This is a genomic window from Pseudomonas sp. URMO17WK12:I12 (assembly GCF_000514395.1).
Taxonomy (GTDB): Bacteria; Pseudomonadota; Gammaproteobacteria; order Pseudomonadales; family Pseudomonadaceae; genus Aquipseudomonas; species Aquipseudomonas mucoides.
The window spans coordinates 572,452-594,962 of the sequence record NZ_KI911392.1 but is presented as its reverse complement, the minus strand read 5'-3'; the positions used below and the strand labels follow the sequence as shown (position 1 = coordinate 594,962).

Here is a 22,511-nt window from a genome sequence, read left to right as displayed (position 1 = left end):
CGGACGCGGAGCGTCCGATGAGGCATTCCCACGCAGAGCGTGGGAACGATCAAATTAAAGAGAACCCGCATGAGACTGTCCCGCTTCTTTATCGACGCCCCCCTGAGCACCGGCGAACACGAGTTGCCCGAAGCCCAGGCCCATTACATCAGCCGCGTGCTGCGCATGGCCGAGGGCGATGCGTTGCAGCTGTTCGACGGCTCGGGCCACGAGTTTCGCGCCACGCTGGTGGAGGTTGGGAAGAAGCGCGTCGTGGTGCAGATCGATGAAAGCTTTGCCGGGCAAGTCGAGTCGCCGCTGGCGATCCATCTCGGTCAGGGCCTGTCCCGTGGCGAGCGCATGGATTGGGCGATTCAGAAAGCCACCGAACTGGGCGTCACCGAAATCACCCCGATCTTCAGCGACCGTTGCGAAGTCCGCCTCAAGGACGAGCGCGCCGACAAACGCCTGATGCATTGGCGCCAAGTGGCGATCAGCGCCTGTGAACAATGCGGGCGTTCGCGGGTACCGGTGATTCATCCGCCGCTGCTATTGGCGGATTGGTTGAAGCAGACTGAAGCCGAGCTGAAGTTGGTGCTGCACCCGGTGGCCGAGCCGTTGGTCAGTCACGCCAAACCTTCAAGCCTGGCATTCCTGATCGGCCCGGAGGGCGGGCTCTGCGACGCTGAAGTCGAGCAGGCCAAAGCCGCCGGTTTCCACGCCGCCCGCCTCGGCCCGCGCGTGCTGCGCACAGAGACTGCGCCGGTGGTGGCGTTGGCGGTTGCCCAGCAATTATGGGGTGACTTCTAGGGCCCTTTCGCGAGCAGGCTCGCTCCCACAGGAAATGCATTCCAAGGTGGGAGCGAGCCTGCTCGCGAATGGCCGCGACACAGTCTAGCGACCGATCTGGCGGCTACTGAACTGGATCGCTCACCGGGTGGGCGATGATGGCCTTGAGTTCGCTGGTCATCGGGAACTCAAGGTTCAACCCTTTCGGCGGGATCGGCTGTTCAAACCAGCGCTGGTAGATGCCGTTGATCTCGCCCGAGCTGTACAGATCGGCCAACGCGCCATTCACCAGGGCAAGGAATTGCGGATCATCCTTGCGCACCATGCAGCTGTAGATTTCCCGCGATTGCTCCTCCCCGACCACCACCCATTTATGCGGGTCATGCGCCTTGGCGCGTTCGCCATAGAGCAGTGCGTCATCCATGTAGAACGCCGCCGCCCGACCTGACTGCAGCATCTGGAACGCTTCGCCGTGGTCCTTGGCGCTGATCACGAACATGTCGATCTTGTTGTCGACGTTGTAGCTCTTCAGAAAGCGTTCGTTGGTGGTGCCGGCGGTGGTCACCACGTTCTTGCCACGCAGATCGGCGAAGCTCTTGATCCCGCTGTCCCTGGCGGTCAGCAACTGGCCTTTGACGTAGATGAAGCCGTAGGAAAACGCCACTTGCTTCTGTCGTTCGGCGGTTACTCCAGTGGAGCCGCATTCGAGGTCGACGGTGCCGTTCTGCACCAGTGGAATCCGCGTCTGCGAGGTCACCAGGGTGTATTTCACTTTCAGCTCAGGCAGCTTCAATTGCTGACGGATGCGCTCGACTATCTTGCTCGCCAGATCCACGGAATAACCCATCGGCTGACCCGTGTGATCACCCACGTAGGAAAACGGCACCGACGCATCGCGGTAGCCCAGCGTGATGCTCTTGGCATTGGCAACCTTGTCCAGTGTGCCGGTCAGCTGCGCTTCATTGGCGTGAACCTGACCGCCCAGTAACAGCCCGAGGGTGCAGCCGAGCAACGTGATTTTTTGCATTGTTATTCTCCGTTGTGGGTATTGGGTCCTGATGGATTCAGATGCGGGCGGCGGTGACGGTGATTTCCACCAGCACCTGCGGCCGCGCCAGATCGGCCTGCACCGTGGTGCGGCTCGGCGCTGGCCCCGGTGACAGCCAGGCTGACCAGACTTCATTCATTGCCGCGAAATCGGCATTGATGTCTTTCAGATAAATCGTCGCGCTGAGCACATGATCTTTGTCGCTGCCGGCCTCGGCCAGCAGAGCGTCGATTTTCGCCAGCACTTCCCGGGTCTGACCGCCCGCATCCAGGGCATCGCCCGGCACCTGACCGGAGAGAAACACCAGATCGCCGAAGGTCACGGCGCCTGACAGGCGTGGGTTGCTGTGAAAACGTTTAATGGTCATGACGGGGTCCTTTTCCAAGAGGGAAATTCAAGCGCCAGGGTGGCTGAAACCCAGCAGGTCAATGGACGTCTGGCGCTGACTGATCAACTCACTGAGCAACTGGCCACTGCCACAGGCCAGGGTAAAACCCAGCGCACCATGACCGAGGTTCAGCCACAGATTGCGGTAGGCCGTAGCGCCCAGCAGCGGCACACCGCTGGGGGTCGCCGGACGCATGCCGGCCCACTCCACGGCGGCGTCGTAATCGCCGGCATTCGGAAACGTGTCGCGGGCCTGGCGCTTGATCAGGTTCAAGCGTTCTGGATCGACGGCCGGGTCGAAGCCGACAATGTCGACCATCGCCGCCACGCGCAATTGCTCGCCGATGCGCGCGTACACGATCTTGCGGTCGTAGTCGGTGATGCTCAGCTCAGGCGCCCGGTGTTCGACACCAATCGGCAGCGTCAGGCTGTAACCCTTCAGGGGATAGAGCGGCAGCCGCAGACGGGGCAGCGCCAGCAACGGACTGCGATGGCCGGCGGCGATCACCAGTTGCTCGACGGGCAATGCCTCTGCGCCCAATTCAATGCCGGTGACTGTGCCATTGCTGTGTTGAATCGCGGTTACCGCGTGGCCGAGGCGAAATTCACAACGGCCGGACGCCTTCAGTCGCGCCACCAGTTGCTGGCAAAAACCATGGCAATCGCCGACCTCTTCGTCCGGCGTATAGATCGCGCCGACAAAAGGCGCACCCGCCAGCGCTGGTTCCAGCCGCATGCACTCGGCGGCAGACAACACCTGCTGTTGCTGCGGATCGGCCAGGCCTTGGCGCGCTTTCCCGAAGCTGGCCGGGTTGCGGAAGGTCACCAGTTTGCCATTGCGCCGCCATTGGAAATCGTTCAGCCCATCGACTTCGCGCCAGGCTTTCAGTGTGCTCTGGCTGAACAGCGCCAGGCGCAGCAGGTGCGCGGCGTTTTCACGGTTGACCGAGCGGCGGCACGCGGCGAGGAACGACGCCATCCAGCGCCATTGCACCGGATCGAGACGCGGACGCAGCTTCAACGGCGAGTCGCCGCGCAACATCCAGCCAATGGCCTGCAACGGCACACCGGCGTCCGCCAGTGGCGCCACGTAGCGATAGGACAACTGGCCGCCGTTGGCGAAACTGGTTTCGCTGCCCAGCGAATTCCGGGCCTCGACCACCGTCACCTCAATGCCGTCGCGCACCAGCGCATACGCCGTTGCCAGGCCAATCACGCCACCGCCGATGATGCACACACGCTGAACCATGTCCGTCCCTAAAACCGTTGTGAAGGCGAGGCCGAGGTTAGAGCCAGGTGACAGGCGGCGAACAATGAATAAAGATGCCGAACCCATAAACAAAGGTTATGGACTTGCCATGCGTCTTCGTCATATCGAGATATTCCAGGCCATTCGCCAGACCGGTTCGATCAGTGCGGCCGCGCAATTGCTCCACGTCTCCCAGCCGGCGGTGACCAAGGTGTTACAGCACGCCGAACAGCAATTGGGTTTTCCATTGTTCCTGCGAGTGCGCGGCAAATTGCAGGCAACGCCGGAAGCGCTGGAACTGGAGCGTGAAGTCGACAAGGTCACCGAAAGCCTGCAAGGGGTGCGGCGCCTGGCCCAGAGCTTGCGGCGCGAGCCCGGCCATAGCCTGCGCATTGGCGCCACTCCGGCGCTAGCCCTGTCATTGCTGCCGCCGGCCATTCACGAGTGGACCGAGCGCTACCCGGACATCGCTTGCGAACTGTCCAGCGCCCATAGCCGCGAACTGGTGCAGAACCTGCTGATGCGTGAAGTGGATGTCGCCCTGACCCTGCAACGCCCGGATCATCCTGGGCTCAAGGCCCAGGCGCTGGCGTCCGGCGTGCTGGTGGCGCTGGCGCCTACCGGTTACTGGTCGGCGGCAGAGGTTGGCACACCGTTGCCGTTGATGGCGCTGGCAGATGCCCCGCTGATTGGTTTGTCCAGCGCCGACCCGTTGGCCGCCCGACTCGACAGTTACCTCGAAGCGGTGGAGCCTCCGCCTCGGGTGCGCATCGCGGTGCAGACCTATTCACTGGCCCGGGCGATGGTGGAATCCGGCGCTGGGCTGGCGGTGATCGACCCGTTCACGGCCCTCGGCGCCTCCCCCGCCGCGACGGCGATTCGCCCGTTGACCCCGCCGCTGCCCATCACGCTGTACGCGGTAACCCGCGCCACCGAACCGCCGCCCCACACGTTGAATGACTTGTTGCAGGTGTTCAGTCGCAGGGCCCAGGAACAACTGGATCGCTTGATCCCTGCGCAACCTTAAATGTAGGAGTGAGCCCGCTCACTCCTACAGGGGATTGGGGTGGTTTAAAGGACGTAGAAGAAAATTGCCACGAAGTGCAGCAAGCTCCCGGCAATCACGAACAAATGCCAGATTCCGTGGGCATGGCGCAGCCGATGATCGAGGGCGAAAAAGATAATCCCCACGGTGTACAAAATCCCGCCCGCCGCCAGCCACGCAAACCCCGCAGTGCCCAACGCCGCCAGTAGCGGTTTGACCGCGACCAGCACGATCCAGCCCATCACCGCGTAAATCACAATCGACAGAATCCGCGCTTCCGAACGCGGCTTGATCTCTTGCAGGATGCCGATCAGTGCCAGTCCCCAGACAATCCCGAACAGCGTCCAGCCCCACGGCCCGCGCAGGGTCACCAGGCAGAACGGCGTGTAGCTGCCGGCAATCAGCAGATAGATCGAAAAGTGATCCACCTTCTGCATGATCGCTTTCTTGCGCCCGCGCACGCTGTGGTAAACGGTCGAGGCGCTGTACAACACCATCAAGGTGAAACCGTAAATCGCTACGCTGACGATCTTCCATGGGCTGCCGTCCATGCTGGCGATCACCAGCATCCACACCACCCCGACCATTGCCGCCACCGCCCCGACCAAATGCGTCCAGGCGTTCAATCGTTCCCCGTGATACATGCGTCGCTCACCTCAACATTCGTTGCAACATCGCGCAAGACTACCTCAGTGACCTTTTGATCTAAAAAAAAACGCAGCCTCGTTTCACTCGGCGGCTGCTACAAAAGGTCGCATGCGTGCACAATCGAGCCATTCGAATAAGAGTCCGGGCCATGCTGATCGACGAAGAATTGACCCTGAAAAAACTCGAGGTGTTCCTGGCCTTCATGCGCACCGGCAACCTGGCCCGCGCCGCCGCCGAGTTGCAGACCAGCAACGTCAGCGTGCACCGCGCCATCCACTCCCTGGAAAGCGCCTTGCGTTGCCCGTTGTTCAAACATGAGGGCCGCAACCTCACACCGCTGGAGAGCGCTTACGTACTTGAAGAACGGGCGCAGAAGCTGATTCAGGACGTGGTCGAAACCGTGCGTCTGACCCGCGAAGCCGCCGGTTTTTCTGCGGAACGCTTCAAGCTGGGCTCACTGTATTCACTGACGGTGAAGACCGTGCCGCAGTTGATCATGGGCCTGAAGATCCGCCGCAGCGAACTCAATATCGATTTGATCCTCGGTTCCAATTTCGACTTGCTGTACAAGCTCAAGAACATGGAAGTCGACGCGATCCTGGTGTCGCTGGACGAGAGCGTCAACGACCCGGACTGCGAGCAGATCCCGCTGTTTTCCGACGACATCTTTCTTGCGACGCCAGCGGATTCGAAGTTTGCCCAACGCACGGAGGTCGACCTGGCTGAAGTGCGCGACGAGACGTTCATTACCCTGACCCAAGGCTTTGCCACGCACCAGGACGGTAATCGGGTGTTCAAGCAGGCGGGGTTCGAGCCGAAGGTGGCGATGCAAGTCAACGACATCTTCACCCTGCTGAGCATGGTCAGCTCAGGGGTGGGTTATGCCTTGCTGCCAGGAAGGATTGCGGCGGTGTATGAGAACCGGGTGAAGCTGATTCCGTTGCAGGAGCGCTATCGGTTGCAGCAGCACATTGGCGTGGTGTTCCTGAAGGCCAAAGAGCGTGATCCGAATTTGCTGGCGCTGCTGGCTGAGTGCCGGATGTACGCCAATCGCCAGGCTTAAGACCGCGTCGCCTGCATCGCGGGCAAGCCACGCTCCCACAGGAACTGCGCTGTCCCTGTGGGAGCGTGGCTTGCCCGCGATGACGTCGGTACAGTCAGCCAGGATCCCGCGGTCTAGCCCACAATCCCGCGAACAATGAAGTACAGCAGCGAAGGCCCCAGCAAGCACCCAAGCCCGGTGTGAAACGTCGCCGTCAACGCGCCATAAGGCACCAATCGCCGATCCGTCGCCGCCAGCCCGGCAGTCACGCCGCTGACCGTCCCGGCCAACCCGCCGAACACCATCGCCGAACGCGGGTTATCCAGGCCCATCCAGCGCGCCGCCATCGGCGTGCCGACCATCACCAGAATCGCCTTGATCAACCCGGTGGCAATCGACAGCGCCACCACATCGGAACTGGCACCAATCGCCGCCCCGGTCACCGGCCCGACGATGTACGTCACCGCGCCCGCGCCAATCGTGGTCATGCTGATCGCATCGCGGTAACCAAACGCCCAGGCCATGCTCGCGCCGACAATGAACGGCAGGATCGTGCCCAGCAGCAACGCGATCACGCCAATCAGCCCGGCCTTTTTCGCTTCCGTGGCTTGCACTTCGAATGCCGTGGCAACGATGGCAAAGTCCCGCAGCATCGCGCCGCCCATCAACCCGATGCCCGAGAATAATGTCAGGTCCGCCAGGCCTTTCTGCCCGCCAGTCATGGTGCCGCCGACCCAAGCCAATACCAGGCCAATGACGATGGCAATCGCCGAGCCGTGAATCCGCCCGTAGGTCAGGCGCTTGGACAACACCACCGACACCCACATGATCACGCCAACGAACGCGAACGCGGTGACCAGGCCATTAGCGGTCAAGCCTTTATCAATGAGTTCCCACATATCAGCGACCTCCTACCGGTGTGCCGACCGGGGTGACTTCCACCGGTTCATCGGGCAAGGGTTCGCCTTTGTGGGTCCGGCTGATCAAGGCAATCGTGCAGCCGCAGATCACCACTGAACCAATCGCCGCGAGCACCGCCACCGGGCCGCCGTGCAGTGCGGTGACGACGTTCTGTTGCGCGGCCATTGCGACCACCACCGGAATGTACATGGCGCCCCAGAAGCCGACGCCCATCTCGCAATCCTTGGTCATGCCGCCGCGTTTTTGCATCCACAACCGCGCGCAAATCAGCAGGATCATCGCGATCCCGACCCCGCCGACGTTGGATTTGACGCCCAGCAACACGCCAAGCGCATCGCCCATGATCACCCCTGCCAGCGTACAGATCGCCAACAGCGCCACACCGTAAATAATCATTGTTGTAGTCCTCAAAGTGCATCGTCGAATGTTGTTTTTGTTGTTCGAAGGCCTGAGTCCGGGTCTAGAGTTGGCGGCTTCCCTCCTCACGCAACAGCGCCTGCAAGGTGTCGAGCCGCGCACCGTCGAATGCAATCACGGTGCCCTGCTCGAATACCCGGCGCGCCAGCCCGGTCAACACCGCACCGGGCGGCAGTTCAATCTGAAGTCTTACGCCGCGCTCATAAGCGCTTTGCACCGTGCCGCGCCAGTCAACGATGCGGCACATGTTGAACGCGAGGTCATCGCGCAAGGCGTCGGCATTGATGATAAGGCGGGCGCGGCTGCCGCTCAGGTAACCCAAAGTCGGCGTTTTCAGTGACACCTTGGCGAATGCTTCCGCCAGAATTTTTGCCGGACCCTCCAGCAACGGGCAGTGCGAAGGCACGCTGACCGCCAGCCGTTTGGCCAAGCCTGCACCGTGACCTTTCGCCATCGCCGCCACCGCTTTCATGGCCTCGTCGCTGCCGGCAATCACCACCTGGTTATCGGCGTTGATGTTGGCCAGGTAAACCGGCGCATCGAGGCTGTGGACCTGCGCCAACAAACTTTCCACTGTGGACAACTCCAGACCGATGATCGCGGTCATGCCGTAGCCCTGTGGATAAGCCTGCTGCATCAACTCACCGCGCAGGCTGACCAGATGCAGCGCATCGCTAAAGCTCAAGGCACCGGCGACCACCGCCGCCGGGTAAGCGCCGATGGACAATCCGGCCACGTAATCCGGCGCCAGGGTTAATTGACGAGAAGCCGCGACTCCGGCGATCAACAGGCAAAGCTGAACCGCACGAGTCGACTTCAACGCCTCTGCCGAATCGAGCCGTAAAACGACTTCACCCAGCACTTCACTCGCCTCGTTCAGCGTTTCGCGAGGCAAACGCTGGAGCATGCCCGGCTGCTGCGCGCCCTGGCCCGGAAACACCAACAGACTGCTCACGCAGCTTGCTCCTGTGGGTTCCAAGGATCGATCACCAGACAGGCTTCACGGGCATTTTTCAGCAACACACGACGAGCCGAACCGGCCCATTCGCGCAGGGCCACAGCGCCGAACGGTGTCTGCAACTGCATGTCCACCAAGCATTCGGCAGCCTCCAGAATCTTCACCAGATCCTGCGCTTGAGAACGGCCCAGCGCATGCGGGGTACGCAGGATCAAGTCGAGATCACTGCTCTCGTGCAACGCTGCAAACCCGCTGGCCAATTCAAACCCGGCACTGCCGCTGACACCCCACACCCAACCACAGTCATCGAGTAGCGGCCGCAGTTGATTGAGGGCACGCACGGCCGGCAAATTCCGACCAATCGAGACTTGGCAAAGGTCTTCCGGCTTGACCCGACGCTGAATGCCATCGACCGGCATCACCGTCGCAAAACGCTGTTCACGCAAACGTCCACGCACACCAACCGCGACCAGACCCGGCGCACTCACCGCACGCCGAACCACCACGGGCTGGCCCGCGCTCAAGGATTCGGTCACCCACGCAGGCGCGTCCGCAGGCAACAGCTCCGGGGTCATGCCCCAGAGCAGATCGTGGGCCATAAACGTATTCACCACTGCGCTCTCAGCAGTTGGCGAACCTTGCTCGAGGCGGCACGGTTGCTCGCACCCAAGCGGCTGCTCAGGTCGCGACCGCTGGCCGCCACATCGCCAATCGCCTGATTCAGGCATTCAGTCACCCGCGTCAGATCGGCCGCCGTCGGCTGTTCAATCTGTTCCACCGACAGGGTTTCCCACAGCAAACCGAGGCTGGCGTAGCTGTCGATGTCATAGGCCATCGGCGGCACGCTGGCGGCCAACGCCTCAAGTTCTTCAACGCTACGCAAGGTCACCCGCGCCGCCGACGCCTTGCCCATCGCATGCACCATCACTCCCGGATCACGCAGGGCAATCAGCCGATTGGCCTGATACCCGTGGGCCAGAAACGCGCCGGACATCGCCTTGCCCACCAGCAAACCAATCACCGCGTGGCCCGCCAACCGGGCGCGGGCATAACTGTCCGCCGCGCCGGCCAATGCCTGATGGATGCCGAGGGCTTCTTCGCGTCGACCATAGGCCTGGCTCGGCACATCGACGAGGGCGATCACGGCGCGCTTGTGCGGTTTATCCACATCCGCGGCGATCACTTCATCCACCGCCTTGGCCAACCCCCAACCTTCCAGCAAACCGACTTCACCGTTGCGCGCACGGACAAAACGGTTGCCTGGATCCGCCACCACCGCGATAAAACGGACAGGCTGATCACCCAGCACGCCATCGGCCACCTTCAATGATGCCGGCAAGCCTTCGACCGGTTTCGCCCCGGCGCTCAACGCGTTGAACCAGTTCAAACCTCTCAGCGAATAGCTGTTCATGAGCGCGCTCCTTGATACAGATCACGAACCGTCGCCGCTTCGATTTGCGGCGCGGCGTCCAGACGGGCCAGCCGTTGCAGGTACAGATCGGCCTGGCAACTGCGTTGGTGCGCTGGCAAACCTTGCTGCAGCAATTCACTGACTTTTTGTTGAATCTGCGCCACATCATCGGCGGCATAACGATCCACCAGACCGCTGGCAAAACGCTGCTCGCCACCGGTCAGGCTCCAGATGAAAGGACGGTCACGGGAGTCGTATTCCTCAAGCCCGGCTTCCTGTTCGATGACTTGCGGGCCGTTCAGGCCCAGACGCGCTTCCTGGGTGACCACTAAATAACTGCACAACCCAGCCGCAATCGACATCCCGCCAAAGCAGCCGACGCTGCCGGCCACCACACCAATCACCGGCTGGTATTGGCGCAGGTCGACAATCGCTGCGTGAATATCGGCAATCGCCGCCAACCCGAGGTTGGCTTCCTGCAAGCGCACGCCGCCGGTTTCCAACAGCAGCACGGCGCGGGTTGGAATGCCGTTGCGGTTGTCCTCGGCGGCCAGTTCCAGCGCACCCGCCATCTTCGCCCCGCCGACTTCACCAAGGCTGCCGCCCTGGAAGGCCCCTTCGATGGCCGCGATCACCACCGGCAAACCACCGAGGCTGCCCTTGGCGATCACCACGCCGTCATCGGCTTGCGGCACCACGCCCTGGCGCTCAAGCCATGGCGACATGATGCGTTGAAACGGGTCGAGCAATTCGCGGAAGGTGCCGGGGTCGAGCAAGGCTTTCGCGCGTTGCCGGGCACCGAGTTCGATGAAGCTGTGTTTGTGGAGGAGTTCTGCGTTATCAGTCATGACCGATCTCCTCAAAGCCTTGTTCCAGACGCAAGCGCACCACGCCCGGTGTCGCGCCGAAATCGTGGATGGCGATGTCCATCGCCGGCGGTGTCTGACCGTCGAACATCCGCGAGAACAAATGCTGCCAGCGCTGCTGCGCGCCATTGACCGAGGTCTGTACGTTGATGGTCAGCTTGCCGGCCTGACCCGGTTCGATCAGCACTTCCAGATCGCCCGAGCCGACACAACCCACCAGCGTGCGACCGCGTGGCGGCTGCCCGGCGGGGAATTCAAAGGATAAGGTTTCCATCAGAAAGCTCCGGACTCGAGGCGGTCGATAAACAGGCAGGCGGCGAGCAAGTCGGCGGCGCCGCCGGGCGAGGCATTCAACGCGATTAATTGTTCATCCAACTCATGCAAACGGCGGCGACCGGCAAGGCTGGCGCTGCCGCCCGCGTCGAGCACGGCTTGTGCGCCGAGTTGCATGGTCTGCAGGCCTGCTTCGCCAGCGCGGTAGAGCACGCAGGTGTCGGCCAGTCGGGTCATGATCGCCAGCAAGGCATCGAGCCGGGCGTTCTGTTCACCGTGGCCGGCGGCGCGGCTGTGTTTGAGTTGCGGCAATGCCCGTTGCACCACTGAAGGAAAACCCAGCTGCGCTTCTTCACGGGCACCACGGGCGCCGAAACGCTGGGCGACTTGGGCGCCGTGGCTGAAAGGTCGTGGTGCATAACGGTCGTCGAGCAACGCCAGGCGTGCGGCGCGCAGAGTGATGGAACCGGCGGCGCTGGACTCGGGCTCAAGCGCGGCAGCCGTGACCAACAGGCCCAAGGCCCAGATCGCCCCGCGATGGGTATTCACCCCTTCCGTGGTAGCGAGCATCGCTTGCTCCCCTTCCCGGCCAATCCGCCCCACCGCTTCGCGCAGCGGCAAGCCGATTTCGCCAAGCTCGATAGCGGCCTCGGCCATTTCCTTGAACGCAGACCAGAGTGACAACGCCGAAGCGTGCATCAGCCCCAGGTGCAAGTCGGTGTGCGCGCCGTTGCCGCGGCGGTCGACCAGTGCCGGTTTCGGCGACAGGTCGGCTTCGTCGATCAGCGCGTCCACCGCCCAATCGGCCAGCCGTTCCGCGAGGGTCAGGGTTTTCGGTTGCAGGTTGAGTGCGTGCATTACCAGCTCCTGAACTTGGCGGGCGGGTTGTAGAGGCCACCGGACCACTCGACCAGATCGGCCACGCTTTTCGCGGCGAGCAGTTCGCGGGTGGCGTCGGTGCGGCGAATGCCGAGGTCTTCGGGCAAGGCAATCAGACCTTCGCGGCGCATGCGTGCGGTGTCTTTCGGGTTGTGGCGCAGGCCGATGGCGGTCACCCCGGCGACGGCGGCGATCATCGCCTGGCGTTCTTCCAGCGAACGCGCCTTGTACAAATAGGCGATGCCTTCTTCGGTCAGCAGGTGGGTGACGTCGTCGCCGTAGACCATGATCGGCGCCAACGGCATGCCGCTTTTCTTCGCCACATCAATCGCGTCGAGGGTTTCGACGAAGGTCGGTTTGCCGCCCTCCTGGAAGGTCTCGACCATTTGCACCACGAGTTTTTTGCCGCGCTCGAGCATCGGTTCGGCCACGTCGGTGTGGCGCATGTCGAGCCAGGCGGGCGTGCCGTGACGGCGACCGCGCGGGTCGTGGCCCATGTTCGGCGCACCGCCAAAACCGGCGAGGCGTCCGCGGGTCACGGTGGAGGAATGACCGTCGCCATCGACTTGCAGGGTCGCGCCGATGAACAGGTCCACCGCGTATTGCCCGGCGAGCTGGCTGAACATCCGGTTGGAACGTAGCGAGCCGTCTCGCCCGGTGAAGAACACGTCCGGCCGTGCGGCAATATAGTTTTCCATGCCCAGTTCGGTGCCGAAGCAATGCACGCTTTCGACCCAGCCGCTTTCGATGGCCGGGATCAAGGTCGGGTGCGGATTGAGCGTCCAGTTGCGGCAGATCTTGCCTTTGAGGCCGAGGGATTCGCCGTAGGTCGGCAGGATCAATTCGATGGCCGCGGTGTTGAAACCGATGCCGTGATTGAGCGACTGCACGTTGTGTTTTTCGTAGATGCCACGGATCGCCATCATCGCCATCAAGATGTGCACAGGCTTGATGTGCCGTGGGTCGCGGGTGAACAGCGGTTCGATGTAGAACGGCTTGTCGGCCACCACCACGAAATCGACCCACGAGGCGGGGATGTCGACGCGGGGCAAGTCGCTGACATCGTCGACCAACTGGTTGACCTGAACGATGACGATGCCATCGCTGAACGCCGCCGGTTCGATCAATGCAGGGGTGTCTTCGGTGCTCGGCCCGGTGTAAATGTTGCCGGCGCGGTCGGCCATGAAACCGGCCGAGAGCACCACGTTGGGAATCAGGTCGACCACCAGCCGCGCATAGAGCTCGATGTAGGTGTGGATTGCGCCGATTTCCAGCAAACCGTCTTCCAGCAACTGGCTGATGCGCAGGCTTTGCGTACCCGCGAAGGAGAAGTCGAGCTTACGGGCGATGCCGCGTTCGAACAGGTCCAGATGCTCGGCGCGGCCGACACTGGGCATGATCATGTGCAAGTCGTGGAGCTTGGCGGGATCGGCCTTGACCAGGGAGCGGGAGAGGAAATCCGCCTGCTTCTGGTTATTGCCCTCCAGCACCACACGGTCGCCGGGCAGGATCAAGGCTTCCAGCGCCGCGACGATGTTGTCGGTGGGCAGTACCACACCGTCGGCAAGATCCTTGACCAACGCCAGACGCCGCTGCTTTTCGCTGCGCCGCCGCGTCCATCGCGAGTCGGGGGATATTGTTGTTGTCATGACCACTCCACGGGTTCGCTGTCGTGGGAGTCACCTTAGGAGTGTTGGGTCGGCGGCATCAATCAAGCACAGAGACGGATCGTTACGCTTGGAGTAATGGTTGACTGGGCTGACGTCATCGCGGGCAAGCTCGCTCCCACAGTGTCCGTGCTGAGCCCACTGTCTGAGGCATCCACACTACCTGTGGGAGCGGGCTTGCCCGCGATGAGGCCCTAACAATCACCGCAATGTTCAATGCCAGAGTGCAATGTTCGATCAGTCCCAAAAAAGGACCGATCGGTCCCTTTTTGGGACTCTCCAACTTTCGCCGGCCGATCGGGTTTTTTGTCATGATCGTTCCCACGCTCTGCGTGGGAATGCAGCCCGGGACGCTCTGCGTCCCATCCAGAGCCGAACGCAGAGCGTCCGTAGAGGCATTCCCACGCAGAGCGTGGGAACGATCAGTAATCCAGGATCAATTGATCAACCCTGCACTCACAAGCAACTCCTCCAGCGCCAGCAAGTCCGGCACCTTGGCCACTTGCTCCCCCACCTGCACCGCCGCCTGTTCCAGCGGACACAACGGCACATCCACATAGCTCAACTGGCTGTCGAGTTTGTAGGAGCGTGGAATCCCCTGCACCAGCAGCGCGATGAATTTCAGCTCCGGTCGTCCACCGAGGGCATTGAGAATCACGATCCGCGCCCGCTCGCCGATGACGATTTTCTGGCCGCACGCTGACTCAAAACTCAGCAACGGAATCTGCCGGTCCCGCCACTTCACCAAGCCCAGATACCACGGCGGTGTATCGAGGTCGAACGCCCCCGGTTGATAGTCGATCAGCTCCGCCACCGCGACATTGGGCACGATCAGGTTGCGGTCGGCCAAGGGCAGCAACAGGCCCGTGAGGTTGCTGGCGCGATGCTCAAGCATGGGATTTGCTCCACAGGGCGATGCTTTCGAGCAGCACCGATTCCTGGTACGGCTTGCCGAGGTAGTCGTTGACGCCGATGGCCATCGCGCGGTCGCGGTGTTTCTGGCCCGTGCGTGAGGTGATCATGATGATCGGCAGGTGCTGCAAACGCTCGTCTGCGCGCACCTGGGTCGCGACTTCGAAGCCGTCCATGCGCGGCATTTCGATGTCCAGCAGCATCACGTCCGGCATGTGTTCTGCGAGCAGCAACATGGCGTCGACTCCGTCCTTGGCGGTCAGCACGTTCATGCCGTGGCGTTCGAGCAAACGACTGGTGACCTTGCGCACGGTCACCGAGTCATCGACCACCAGCACCAGCAAGGGCTTGTGTGGCTCGACTTCGGTGTCCTGGGTCTGCACCTGTTGCGGCGCAGGCACCTGCATGGCGCGGATCGGCGCCAGCAAATCAAGAATCAGCACCACCCGGCCATCGCCCAGAATCGTCGCCCCGGACAATCCCTGCACCGCGGCGAACTGCGGGCCGAGGCTTTTCACCACGATCTCGCGGGTACCGGCCATGGAGTCGACTTGAACTGCAATGTGCCGCTCGTTGCATTGCACCAGCAACACCGGCAACGGCAGGCTTTGGCCCAACAGTTTCGGGCGGGTGCTGGTTTTCAGCAGCTCGCCGAGGTAGCAAAGTTCGTAATCCTGCCCGGCGTATTTGTACCGCGGAGGATCGAGGCGGTAATGCCCTTCCAGCTCGTTGGGCAGCACGCGGACGATGCCGTCGATGGTGTTCAACGGGATCGCGTATTGATCATCAAAACACTGCACCATCAGCGCGCGGTTGACCGACACGGTGAACGGCAGGCGAATGCGAAAATGCACGCCCTGCCCCGGCACCGAGTCGATGACCATCGTGCCGCCGAGCTGGCGAACTTCTTCATGAACCACGTCCATGCCCACGCCACGTCCGGAAATCTGGGTGATCTTCTCGGCCGTGGAGAACCCCGGTTGCAGGATGAACTGCAACACGTCGCGGTCGCTGATCTCAGCGTCCGCAGCCAGCAAACCGCGCTTGATTGCCTTGCGCCGCACTGCGTCCAGCGGCACGCCGGCACCGTCGTCGCGGATGTCGAAAATCATGTCGCCGCCCTCCCGGGACAGATCGAGGGTGATCCGTCCCTTGGCCGGTTTGCCGGCAGCGATGCGCACCTCGGCCGATTCCAGCCCATGGTCCACGGCGTTGCGCAGCATGTGCTCCAGCGGCGGTGCCATGCGCTCGAGGACGTTGCGGTCCATCTCGCCTTCGGCGTTGCCGACAATGAATTCCACGTCCTTGCCCAACTCGCTGGAGACCTGGCGAACGATGCGTTTCAAGCGCGGCAGCATCCGTTCGAACGGCACCATGCGCGTACGCATCAGGCCTTCTTGCAACTCGGTATTGATGCGGCCCTGCTGTTGCAACAGGTTCTCCGCATCCTGGTTGCGCCGGTCGAGGGTTTCCTTGAGGTCGAGCAAGTCAGAGGCCGACTCGAACAGCGCCCGCGACAGTTGCTGCAATTGCGAGTGGCGGTCCATTTCCAGCGGGTCGAATTCTTCGTAGCCCAGGCGTTCGGCGTCGACTTGCTGGCGGCTGAGAATCCGCCCCTGGGTTTCGGTATCGAGCCGGCGCAATTGGTCGCGCATCCGCTCGATGGTGGTTTCCATCTCGCTCAGGGTGACCCGCGCATCGTTGACCTGTTGTTCGATACGGCCGCGGAAGATCGAGGTTTCACCGGCCAGATTGACCAGATCGTCGAGCAGCTCCGCCGAGACCTTGACCATGTCGGCGCCCGCGTCGGCTTGCAGCGCGGGCGCCTCGGGCTTGGCGACAACAGGCGTTACAGCGGCCGGCTGAAGCACGGCCGGGTGGCTGAAATTCCTGATCGCATCGATCAGTCGGTCGGCCGGCGGCAATGGCTGGTCGGCGCGGGTCGCATCGAGCATCTGCGCCAAGCGGTCGTGACTGCTTTGCAACAAGGTGAACAACGCCGCGCTCGGTTGCAGGGTGCCCGCCGAGAGGCTTTCGTAGAGAAATTCCAGCTCATGGGCCAGATCGCCAATCGGGGCGATTTCGACCATGCGTGCACCGCCCTTGAGCGTGTGCAGATCACGCAGCAGGGTTTCTACTTCCTGCCGGTTCGACGGTTCGGCTTGCCAGCGCACAAGCGCAGCGCCGGAGTTTTCGATGATGTCGAAACCTTCCTCAAGGAAGATTTCCAGCAACTCTGGATCATGCCCCGGCGAATCCTTGGCTGGCGCTGGCGCTGGCTCCGGCACTTCGGCGGTGTTCGTATTGCCCTGACGAAACGCGCGAATCGCCTCGATCAGCTCGCCCGGGTTGCCCAGCGATTGCTGATTCTGCAACTGCTCCAGCAGCACCGCGAGCCGGTCATGGCTCTTTTGCAGTAACTGCGCCAGGGTTTCGCTGTAGGTGTAACGGCGGTCCACCAAGCCTTCGTACAGGCTTTCCAATTCATGTGCGAGGTCGCCGACCGGCTCGACTTCAGCCATCCGCGCCCCGCCCTTGAGCGTGTGCAAATCGCGCTGCAAGGACGACAGCGGCGCGGCGTTGTCCGGGTCACTCAACCAGCGTTGCAGGGCCTGGCCGGCGCTTTCGAGAATATCCACGGCTTCTTCGAGGAAGATCGAAACGATTTCATCGTCCAGATCCACCTGGGTTGCGGCCTGCTCCAGTTCGGCGGTGGCGCTGCTCAGTTCCCGAATGCTCAGGGTCCGGCTGCCATCACTGCGGATCAGGCCCATGGAGGACGGATCCAGACTTTCATCGAGCAACCCGCGCAAGGCCCGGATGCGTTCCGGCTGCGGGCTGACCTCCTGGCCGGCGGCCAGTTCGTCGAGCATGTTGATCAGCGCTTCGTGAGCACTTTGCGCCTCATGGAAAAACCGTTCGCTGACCGCCAGGCTGCTCTCTTCCACTGCGCCGTACAGGTCGAGCAAGGCTTCGCAGAGCGCGTCCACCGGATGCAAGTCGGCGAGGTGCGCGCCTTCGCCGAGGGTGGTCAGTTCATCAAGCAGCGCGGTCAGTTCCTGACGTTCGCCGGGGTGCTGCTGCCAGCGCTGCAACAGGCTTTCGGCGTCCAGCAGGATGTCCATGCCCTGGGCCAGGAAGTTGTTGATCAACTGCGGATCACGCTTGGTTCGCAGTGCGGTATTGGGTGTGCTCAACAGCGATTGCAGACGTTCAGCGAGCAACGCCTGAGTGCGTTCGATCAATGAGCGGGCACCGCGAATCCCGGCCAGCGGATCGGTCTTGAGCTGGCGCAAGCCGAGCCGAAACAGCCCTTCGGCTTCCAGCAACAGCTCAACTTCGTCGAGGTCCAGCGCAATCAGGTGCGCCTTGTATTCGCGAGCCAGTTGATCCAGCGGCGTCGCCAGTTCGGCAATCGGCAACACACCGGCCATCGAGGCGCTGCCCTTGAGCGTGTGCAAGGCGCGCTGCAACTCATCGCTGGCCTGCAGCGGCACATGCTCGGCGGCCTGATCGAGAAAGCGGTTGAGGCTGGCCAGATGGGTTTCGGCTTCTTTGCGGAAGATCTCCAGCAACAGCGGATCGAGGGCCGCGACGTCCTGCGTGTCTTCATCGCTGGCCGGCGCATCGCCCTTGGCGAGGGCGTGCGCTCGCACCGCCAATTGGTCGACATCGTTGCGTTGCCGCTGGGTATTTCCGGCGAACTCGGCCACCAGCTCCGGCAGTAAATTCAGTACATCGGTGAGCAGTTGTTGCACGGCGGCACCTGGCGCGACACTGTCTTCCAGCACGCGGTTGAGCAGGTTTTCCACCGCCCATGCCAGCTCGCCCAAGACCAGCGCCCGAACCATCCGGCCACTGCCTTTCAACGTGTGAAAGGCGCGGCGCAGCTCACTCAGGGCAGGCTTGTCGTCGGGGTTGGCGGCCCAGCGCGGCAAGAATTCCTGGAGGATATCGAGGACCTCATCGGTCTCTTCGAGAAAGACTTCGCGCAGCTCATCGTCGACCGGCTCTTCACCGACGGGGGGCGGTAACAGGCTGCCTGGCGTGGTCAGGGCCGGCGGATTGACCGAAGACACGGGACTGGCCAGCACATCGGCCAGCGACTGCACGGTCTCGGGGTCATCGAGCCCCTGCTGGTCCTGCATGACCTGCGCTTCACTTGGGCTGAGCACCTCATCGAGCATCGGCACATGCGTTTCGCTGGGGAAAAACCCGAGCGATGCCAGGCTTTTTTCGGCGACATCAAGGAGCTTTTCGCCCGGGGATTCGGGGTCGTCACTCAGGCGTTCCAGGTAATACTCGATGCTGGAAATCACGTCGGCGAGGCTGTCCAGTTCCTGCCAACCGGGCTGGTCCGGCTCCAGCAGCAGATGCTCGCGGATAAAGTGATTGCAGGTTTCGATCAGGCTCGCCGCCCGGCTCAACGGGATCATCGCCAACGCGCCGCGCACCTGCGTCAGCAAGGCCGGCAATGCCTGCAGATGCTGACGATCCCAGTCGGCGTCGATGTAGTCGACGATCATGTCCTTGGCTTCTTGCAGGCAGATGCGCGCTTCGCGGATGACGATCTGGTGAATCTGCGTCAGGTCGGTGGTCGGCAGGCGGCTTTCTTCCCGGCTCTCGGGCTCCACGGTGCCGACCATGCCGGCCAGGGTGGCTTCGACATAGAGCAAGGCGCCCGCAACGTCCATGAGGATCGCGTCGTTGGGTTCGCGCTGGCCCTGAACCAGGCTCAGCACCACTGCCAGCTGATCGATGATGACTTTGCGCGGCTGACCAAACCCCAGCACCGCCAGGGTGTCGGCGATCTGCCGCAGCGGCGCCAGCAGGCTGTCGAGGTCCGAGGTGTGCTGGCGGTCGCTGCGCACGAACAGGTCGAGGCGCTCCTTGACCCGCACCAGTTCTTCACAAAGCGCAGCCAGCACCGAACGCATGGCATCGCGGTCGGGGCCGGCCAGCCGTGCCCGTTCTTCATCGACCATCGCGCTGTCGGGCAACGCATCGTCCAGTGAGTAGCGATCTTTCATGGTCAGCATCTGCCCGGTGGGATGGTCGGCCTTGGCAATGTAGAACAGCAAACTCTTGAGCAGCTCCGGCGGTGCCGGTTGATTGATGCCGTGGAAGCCTTGCTCCAGCAGACGCTTGAGCTCATGGTCGGCTTCCTTGAACAGGCTGCGCAACGCCGGACTGTTGGCGATCACACCGGCGCGCATGCCTTCGACCAGCGCCGAGGCGACTTGCCACAGCGGGCTCAGGGGCGCCCCTGCGCACAGCCCTTCGAGGCGCGAAAAAACCCTCGCCAGATAATCGAGGTGGGTCTGGTCATCCTGTTCGCGCAGCAACCCGACCAGCGCCACCTGCAGCATCTGCCGTAATTTACGCAACACGTTGGCGAAGTCCGCGGGTTCCAGCCGTGTCAGTGAAGCTTCGTCCAACGGCGGCAGATCCGCCAGTTGCGGGCTGAACAGGCTGGTTTCCGAGAGCAGGGTTTCACCTCGGGCACTGCGCAAATCGTTGAGCAGTGGCAACACCACCAAGGGCAAGTCCCGGCGCGCACTTTGCACCCGGTCGAGGTAAATCGGCAGTTGCCCGAGGGCTTGCAGCAACAGGTGCAGCGCCTCGTCACGATGGCTGACGCGGTCCTGCTGCAAGGCGCTGGTCAACTGTTCCATCTCTTCGGCGAGTAACGCTGCGCCGTAGAATTCGACCATCTGCAAACTGCCGTGAACCTGATGGATATACGCCAGGCAATCGTTCAAGGCGTACAACGCCTGTGGGTCATCAAGCAGGGTTTCGATGGCTTGATGAGCCAGCTTCAGCGTTTCGGCAATCTCGCCTTTGACCCACTCAAGGGCCACATAGTCGTGCCGATCACCCATAACCACTCCAGTCCCTACGCCAATCAAAAATCATACGCCTGTGGACGGTTCACGCTTTGTCTGCCGCCTGCGCCTTGGCGGCCGGCAAGGTGAAGCCGGACACCGAACGCCGCAGCTGACTCGCCATTTTCGCCAGGTTGCCGATGCTCTCGGCGGTGGCGGTGGAGCCGGACGAGGTCTGCGAAGTGATCTGTTGAATCACGTTCATCGTCAGGGAAATCTGCCCGGCCGAAGAGGTTTGTTGCTGCGCCGCGTTGGAAATACTCTGGATCAACGCGGCGAGGGTCTTCGATACCCCTTCGATTTCTTCCAGGGCCACACCGGCATCCTGCGCCAGCCGCGCGCCACGCACCACTTCGGTGGTGGTCTGCTCCATGGAAATCACCGCTTCGTTGGTGTCCGTCTGGATCGCCCGCACCAGGGTTTCAATTTGTCGGGTGGCGGCGGACGAGCGCTCGGCCAGGCGCTGCACCTCATCGGCGACCACCGCAAAACCACGCCCGGCGTCACCGGCCATCGACGCCTGAATCGCCGCGTTGAGCGCGAGGATGTTGGTCTGGTCGGCAATGTCATCGATCAGGCTGACGATGTCGCCAATTTCCTGGGAAGACTCCCCCAGACGCTTGATGCGTTTGGCGGTGTCCTGAATCTGTTCGCGAATGTTGTCCATGCCGTGGATGGTGTTGTGCACCACCTCGTTGCCCTTGTTGGCAATTTCCACGGAGCGCTCGGCCACCGCCGACGATTCGGCGGCGTTGGCCGAGACCTGATCGATGGACTGGGCCATGTCATTAATAGCCGTGGAGGCTTCGGAAATCTGCTGCGCCTGATGCTCCGAGGCCTGCGCCAGGTGCATGGCGGTGGCCTGGGTTTCCTGCACGGCGGCGGCGACCTGGCCGGCGGTGAGGTTGATGGTCGCCACCAGGTCACGCAATTGGTCGACGGAATAGTTGATCGAATCGGCGATGGTCCCGGTGAAGTCTTCGGTCACCGAGGCCGTGACGGTCAAGTCGCCGTCGGCCAGGTCTTCGATTTCGTCCAGCAGGCGCATGATCGCGTTCTGGTTGCGTTCGTTCTTCTCGGCGGTTTCCTGAAGCTGGCGGTTGGTTTCGCGAACCATCACCAGGCCGATCAGGATGATCGACGTCAGCGCCAGCAACCCCAGCACGTAGCCGCCGATGGTGTCGGTATTGCGCCCGCCGGCGAGGTTTTCGAAACCGGTGGCCAGGTGCGAGGCTTCGTCGAGCAGGGTTTGCGACAGGGTAAAAATGTTGGAGGCCGACTCGCGGACCTTGAACAGTTCCGGCGAGGTTTCGAGGATTTCATCCACCGAACCGGAGACGAATTCGAACAGTTCGGAGATCTCGGTCAAACGGGCGCGCGCATCGCGGTCCTCGACCTGGCTGATGCGCAGCGCCACGTTGCCCTGAAGCATGCCGTTGAGCACCTGGCCAAAACGCGCGGCGTCGCGACCGAAGGCATCCGCGGCTTGCTGCGAGTTTTCGTCGCCGGACAGCACAGTGTTCACCGCGCCCAAAATGCGCTCGGCCAGCAGCGATTGACGCTGGGCCATCGCTACCTGCGCTGCCGGGGCGCCACGTTGCAGGAGGATCTCGACGACTTTCTCGTACTCGACCTGCAACTGCGGCACGGTTTCGGCCAGGGTTGCGGCGACTTGATGCAGGGACAGCACGGTCTGCTCGCTGGAGAGAATGGCGTCGGTGTTTTTCAGCAGGCGTTCCCAATCGAGCTGCACGGCGCGCATTTCCGGGCGCACGGTGGACGGCGCGGGTGGCAGGCCGGTGGCCGGGTCGCCCTTCTTCAGGTAGCCCCAGCGCTGGGCGAAGTCGTTGCGCGCATCGCTGAGCAGCTTGAACGCCGCCGCTTTGCCGGCGGCGGCTTCGGTTGCATTTTTGGCGATGCGCTGGGACAGCACGCGCAGTTCACCGGCGTGGCCGATGTACTGTTTGTCGTACGTGGCCTGGGTGTTGAGGTAAGCGAAATTGGCGAACAGCAGCATGATGAACACGATCAGCGCGATAAACAGCACGATGATCTGCGAGCGACTGCGCGATCCTTCTGGCTTGCCTGTTTTTGTTTTTATCATCAGTCCTCGCCTGTTAACCAACACCCTTTAA

The 22,511-nt window shown here is 62.3% G+C and carries 19 protein-coding genes; 3 read left to right on the top strand and 16 right to left on the bottom strand.

Features of this window, described 5'->3' with window-relative positions:
• The first annotated feature begins 69 nt into the window (after positions 1–69).
• The gene (locus tag D882_RS0129730) at positions 70–789 is read left to right on the top strand and encodes a 16S rRNA (uracil(1498)-N(3))-methyltransferase (RefSeq protein WP_027926594.1); all 720 of its coding nucleotides are present in this window, start codon (positions 70–72) and stop codon (positions 787–789) included.
• 103 nt (positions 790–892) lie between these two features.
• On the opposite strand, the gene D882_RS0129725 is transcribed toward D882_RS0129730, so the two are convergent.
• From D882_RS0129725 to D882_RS0129715, 3 genes are read right to left on the bottom strand one after another with little or no spacing between them, the layout of a single operon-like run.
• Complete coding sequence (locus tag D882_RS0129725) at positions 893–1,795, bottom strand: transporter substrate-binding domain-containing protein (RefSeq protein ID WP_027926593.1); 903 nt, start codon at positions 1,793–1,795, stop codon at positions 893–895.
• Between the two features lie 37 nt (positions 1,796–1,832).
• Positions 1,833–2,183, bottom strand: coding sequence for a RidA family protein (locus tag D882_RS0129720; protein ID WP_027926592.1), 351 nt, complete (start codon positions 2,181–2,183; stop codon positions 1,833–1,835).
• Positions 2,184–2,210: 27 nt separating this feature from the next.
• Complete coding sequence (locus D882_RS0129715) at positions 2,211–3,452, bottom strand: D-amino acid dehydrogenase (RefSeq protein WP_027926591.1); 1,242 nt, start codon at positions 3,450–3,452, stop codon at positions 2,211–2,213.
• 109 nt (positions 3,453–3,561) lie between these two features.
• Here D882_RS0129715 and D882_RS0129710 point away from each other — a divergent pair, with 109 nt between their 5' ends.
• Positions 3,562–4,479 (top strand): LysR family transcriptional regulator, encoded by a 918-nt coding sequence (locus tag D882_RS0129710; RefSeq protein WP_027926590.1) that lies wholly within the window; start codon positions 3,562–3,564, stop codon positions 4,477–4,479.
• Between the two features lie 44 nt (positions 4,480–4,523).
• On the opposite strand, the gene D882_RS0129705 is transcribed toward D882_RS0129710, so the two are convergent.
• The gene (locus D882_RS0129705; protein ID WP_027926589.1) at positions 4,524–5,141 is read right to left on the bottom strand and encodes a hemolysin III family protein; all 618 of its coding nucleotides are present in this window, start codon (positions 5,139–5,141) and stop codon (positions 4,524–4,526) included.
• 152 nt (positions 5,142–5,293) lie between these two features.
• On the opposite strand from D882_RS0129705, the gene D882_RS0129700 reads away from it, so the two are divergent.
• Entirely contained in the window at positions 5,294–6,208 is a 915-nt protein-coding gene (locus D882_RS0129700; RefSeq protein WP_027926588.1) for a LysR substrate-binding domain-containing protein, read from the top strand.
• Between the two features lie 113 nt (positions 6,209–6,321).
• Here the strand turns inward: D882_RS0129700 and madM are convergent, their stop codons facing one another.
• From madM to D882_RS0129640, 12 genes are all read right to left on the bottom strand, one after another.
• Positions 6,322–7,086 (bottom strand): malonate transporter subunit MadM, encoded by a 765-nt coding sequence (gene madM / locus D882_RS0129695; RefSeq protein ID WP_027926587.1) that lies wholly within the window; start codon positions 7,084–7,086, stop codon positions 6,322–6,324.
• Position 7,087: 1 nt separating this feature from the next.
• The gene (gene madL, locus D882_RS0129690; RefSeq protein ID WP_027926586.1) at positions 7,088–7,504 is read right to left on the bottom strand and encodes a malonate transporter subunit MadL; all 417 of its coding nucleotides are present in this window, start codon (positions 7,502–7,504) and stop codon (positions 7,088–7,090) included.
• Positions 7,505–7,568: 64 nt separating this feature from the next.
• Positions 7,569–8,480, bottom strand: coding sequence for a malonate decarboxylase subunit epsilon (gene mdcH / locus D882_RS0129685; protein WP_027926585.1), 912 nt, complete (start codon positions 8,478–8,480; stop codon positions 7,569–7,571).
• Positions 8,477–9,097, bottom strand: a complete 621-nt coding sequence (locus tag D882_RS0129680) for a malonate decarboxylase holo-ACP synthase (RefSeq protein WP_027926584.1) — start codon at positions 9,095–9,097, stop codon at positions 8,477–8,479. The genes mdcH and D882_RS0129680 overlap by 4 nt, the downstream gene beginning before the upstream one ends.
• Positions 9,091–9,894 (bottom strand): biotin-independent malonate decarboxylase subunit gamma, encoded by an 804-nt coding sequence (gene mdcE / locus D882_RS0129675; protein ID WP_027926583.1) that lies wholly within the window; start codon positions 9,892–9,894, stop codon positions 9,091–9,093. The genes D882_RS0129680 and mdcE overlap by 7 nt, the downstream gene beginning before the upstream one ends.
• Positions 9,891–10,742, bottom strand: a complete 852-nt coding sequence (locus D882_RS0129670) for a biotin-independent malonate decarboxylase subunit beta (RefSeq protein WP_027926582.1) — start codon at positions 10,740–10,742, stop codon at positions 9,891–9,893. The genes mdcE and D882_RS0129670 overlap by 4 nt, the downstream gene beginning before the upstream one ends.
• Entirely contained in the window at positions 10,735–11,034 is a 300-nt protein-coding gene (locus D882_RS0129665) for a malonate decarboxylase subunit delta (protein WP_027926581.1), read from the bottom strand. The genes D882_RS0129670 and D882_RS0129665 overlap by 8 nt, the downstream gene beginning before the upstream one ends.
• Positions 11,034–11,891 carry a triphosphoribosyl-dephospho-CoA synthase gene (locus tag D882_RS0129660; protein ID WP_027926580.1) on the bottom strand — a complete coding sequence of 286 codons (858 nt, stop codon included), beginning with the start codon at positions 11,889–11,891 and terminating at the stop codon, positions 11,034–11,036. The genes D882_RS0129665 and D882_RS0129660 overlap by 1 nt, the downstream gene beginning before the upstream one ends.
• On the bottom strand, positions 11,891–13,561 hold the full coding sequence (gene mdcA, locus D882_RS0129655; protein ID WP_027926579.1) for a malonate decarboxylase subunit alpha: 1,671 nt from the start codon (positions 13,559–13,561) through the stop codon (positions 11,891–11,893). The genes D882_RS0129660 and mdcA overlap by 1 nt, the downstream gene beginning before the upstream one ends.
• A 454-nt stretch (positions 13,562–14,015) precedes the next feature.
• Positions 14,016–14,474, bottom strand: a complete 459-nt coding sequence (locus tag D882_RS0129650) for a chemotaxis protein CheW (RefSeq protein ID WP_027926578.1) — start codon at positions 14,472–14,474, stop codon at positions 14,016–14,018.
• The gene (locus D882_RS0129645; RefSeq protein ID WP_027926577.1) at positions 14,467–20,373 is read right to left on the bottom strand and encodes an Hpt domain-containing protein; all 5,907 of its coding nucleotides are present in this window, start codon (positions 20,371–20,373) and stop codon (positions 14,467–14,469) included. Before D882_RS0129645 ends, D882_RS0129650 begins: the two co-directional genes overlap by 8 nt.
• A gap of 49 nt (positions 20,374–20,422) precedes the next feature.
• Complete coding sequence (locus D882_RS0129640) at positions 20,423–22,480, bottom strand: methyl-accepting chemotaxis protein (protein WP_027926576.1); 2,058 nt, start codon at positions 22,478–22,480, stop codon at positions 20,423–20,425.
• Between the last annotated feature and the right edge of the window lie 31 nt (positions 22,481–22,511).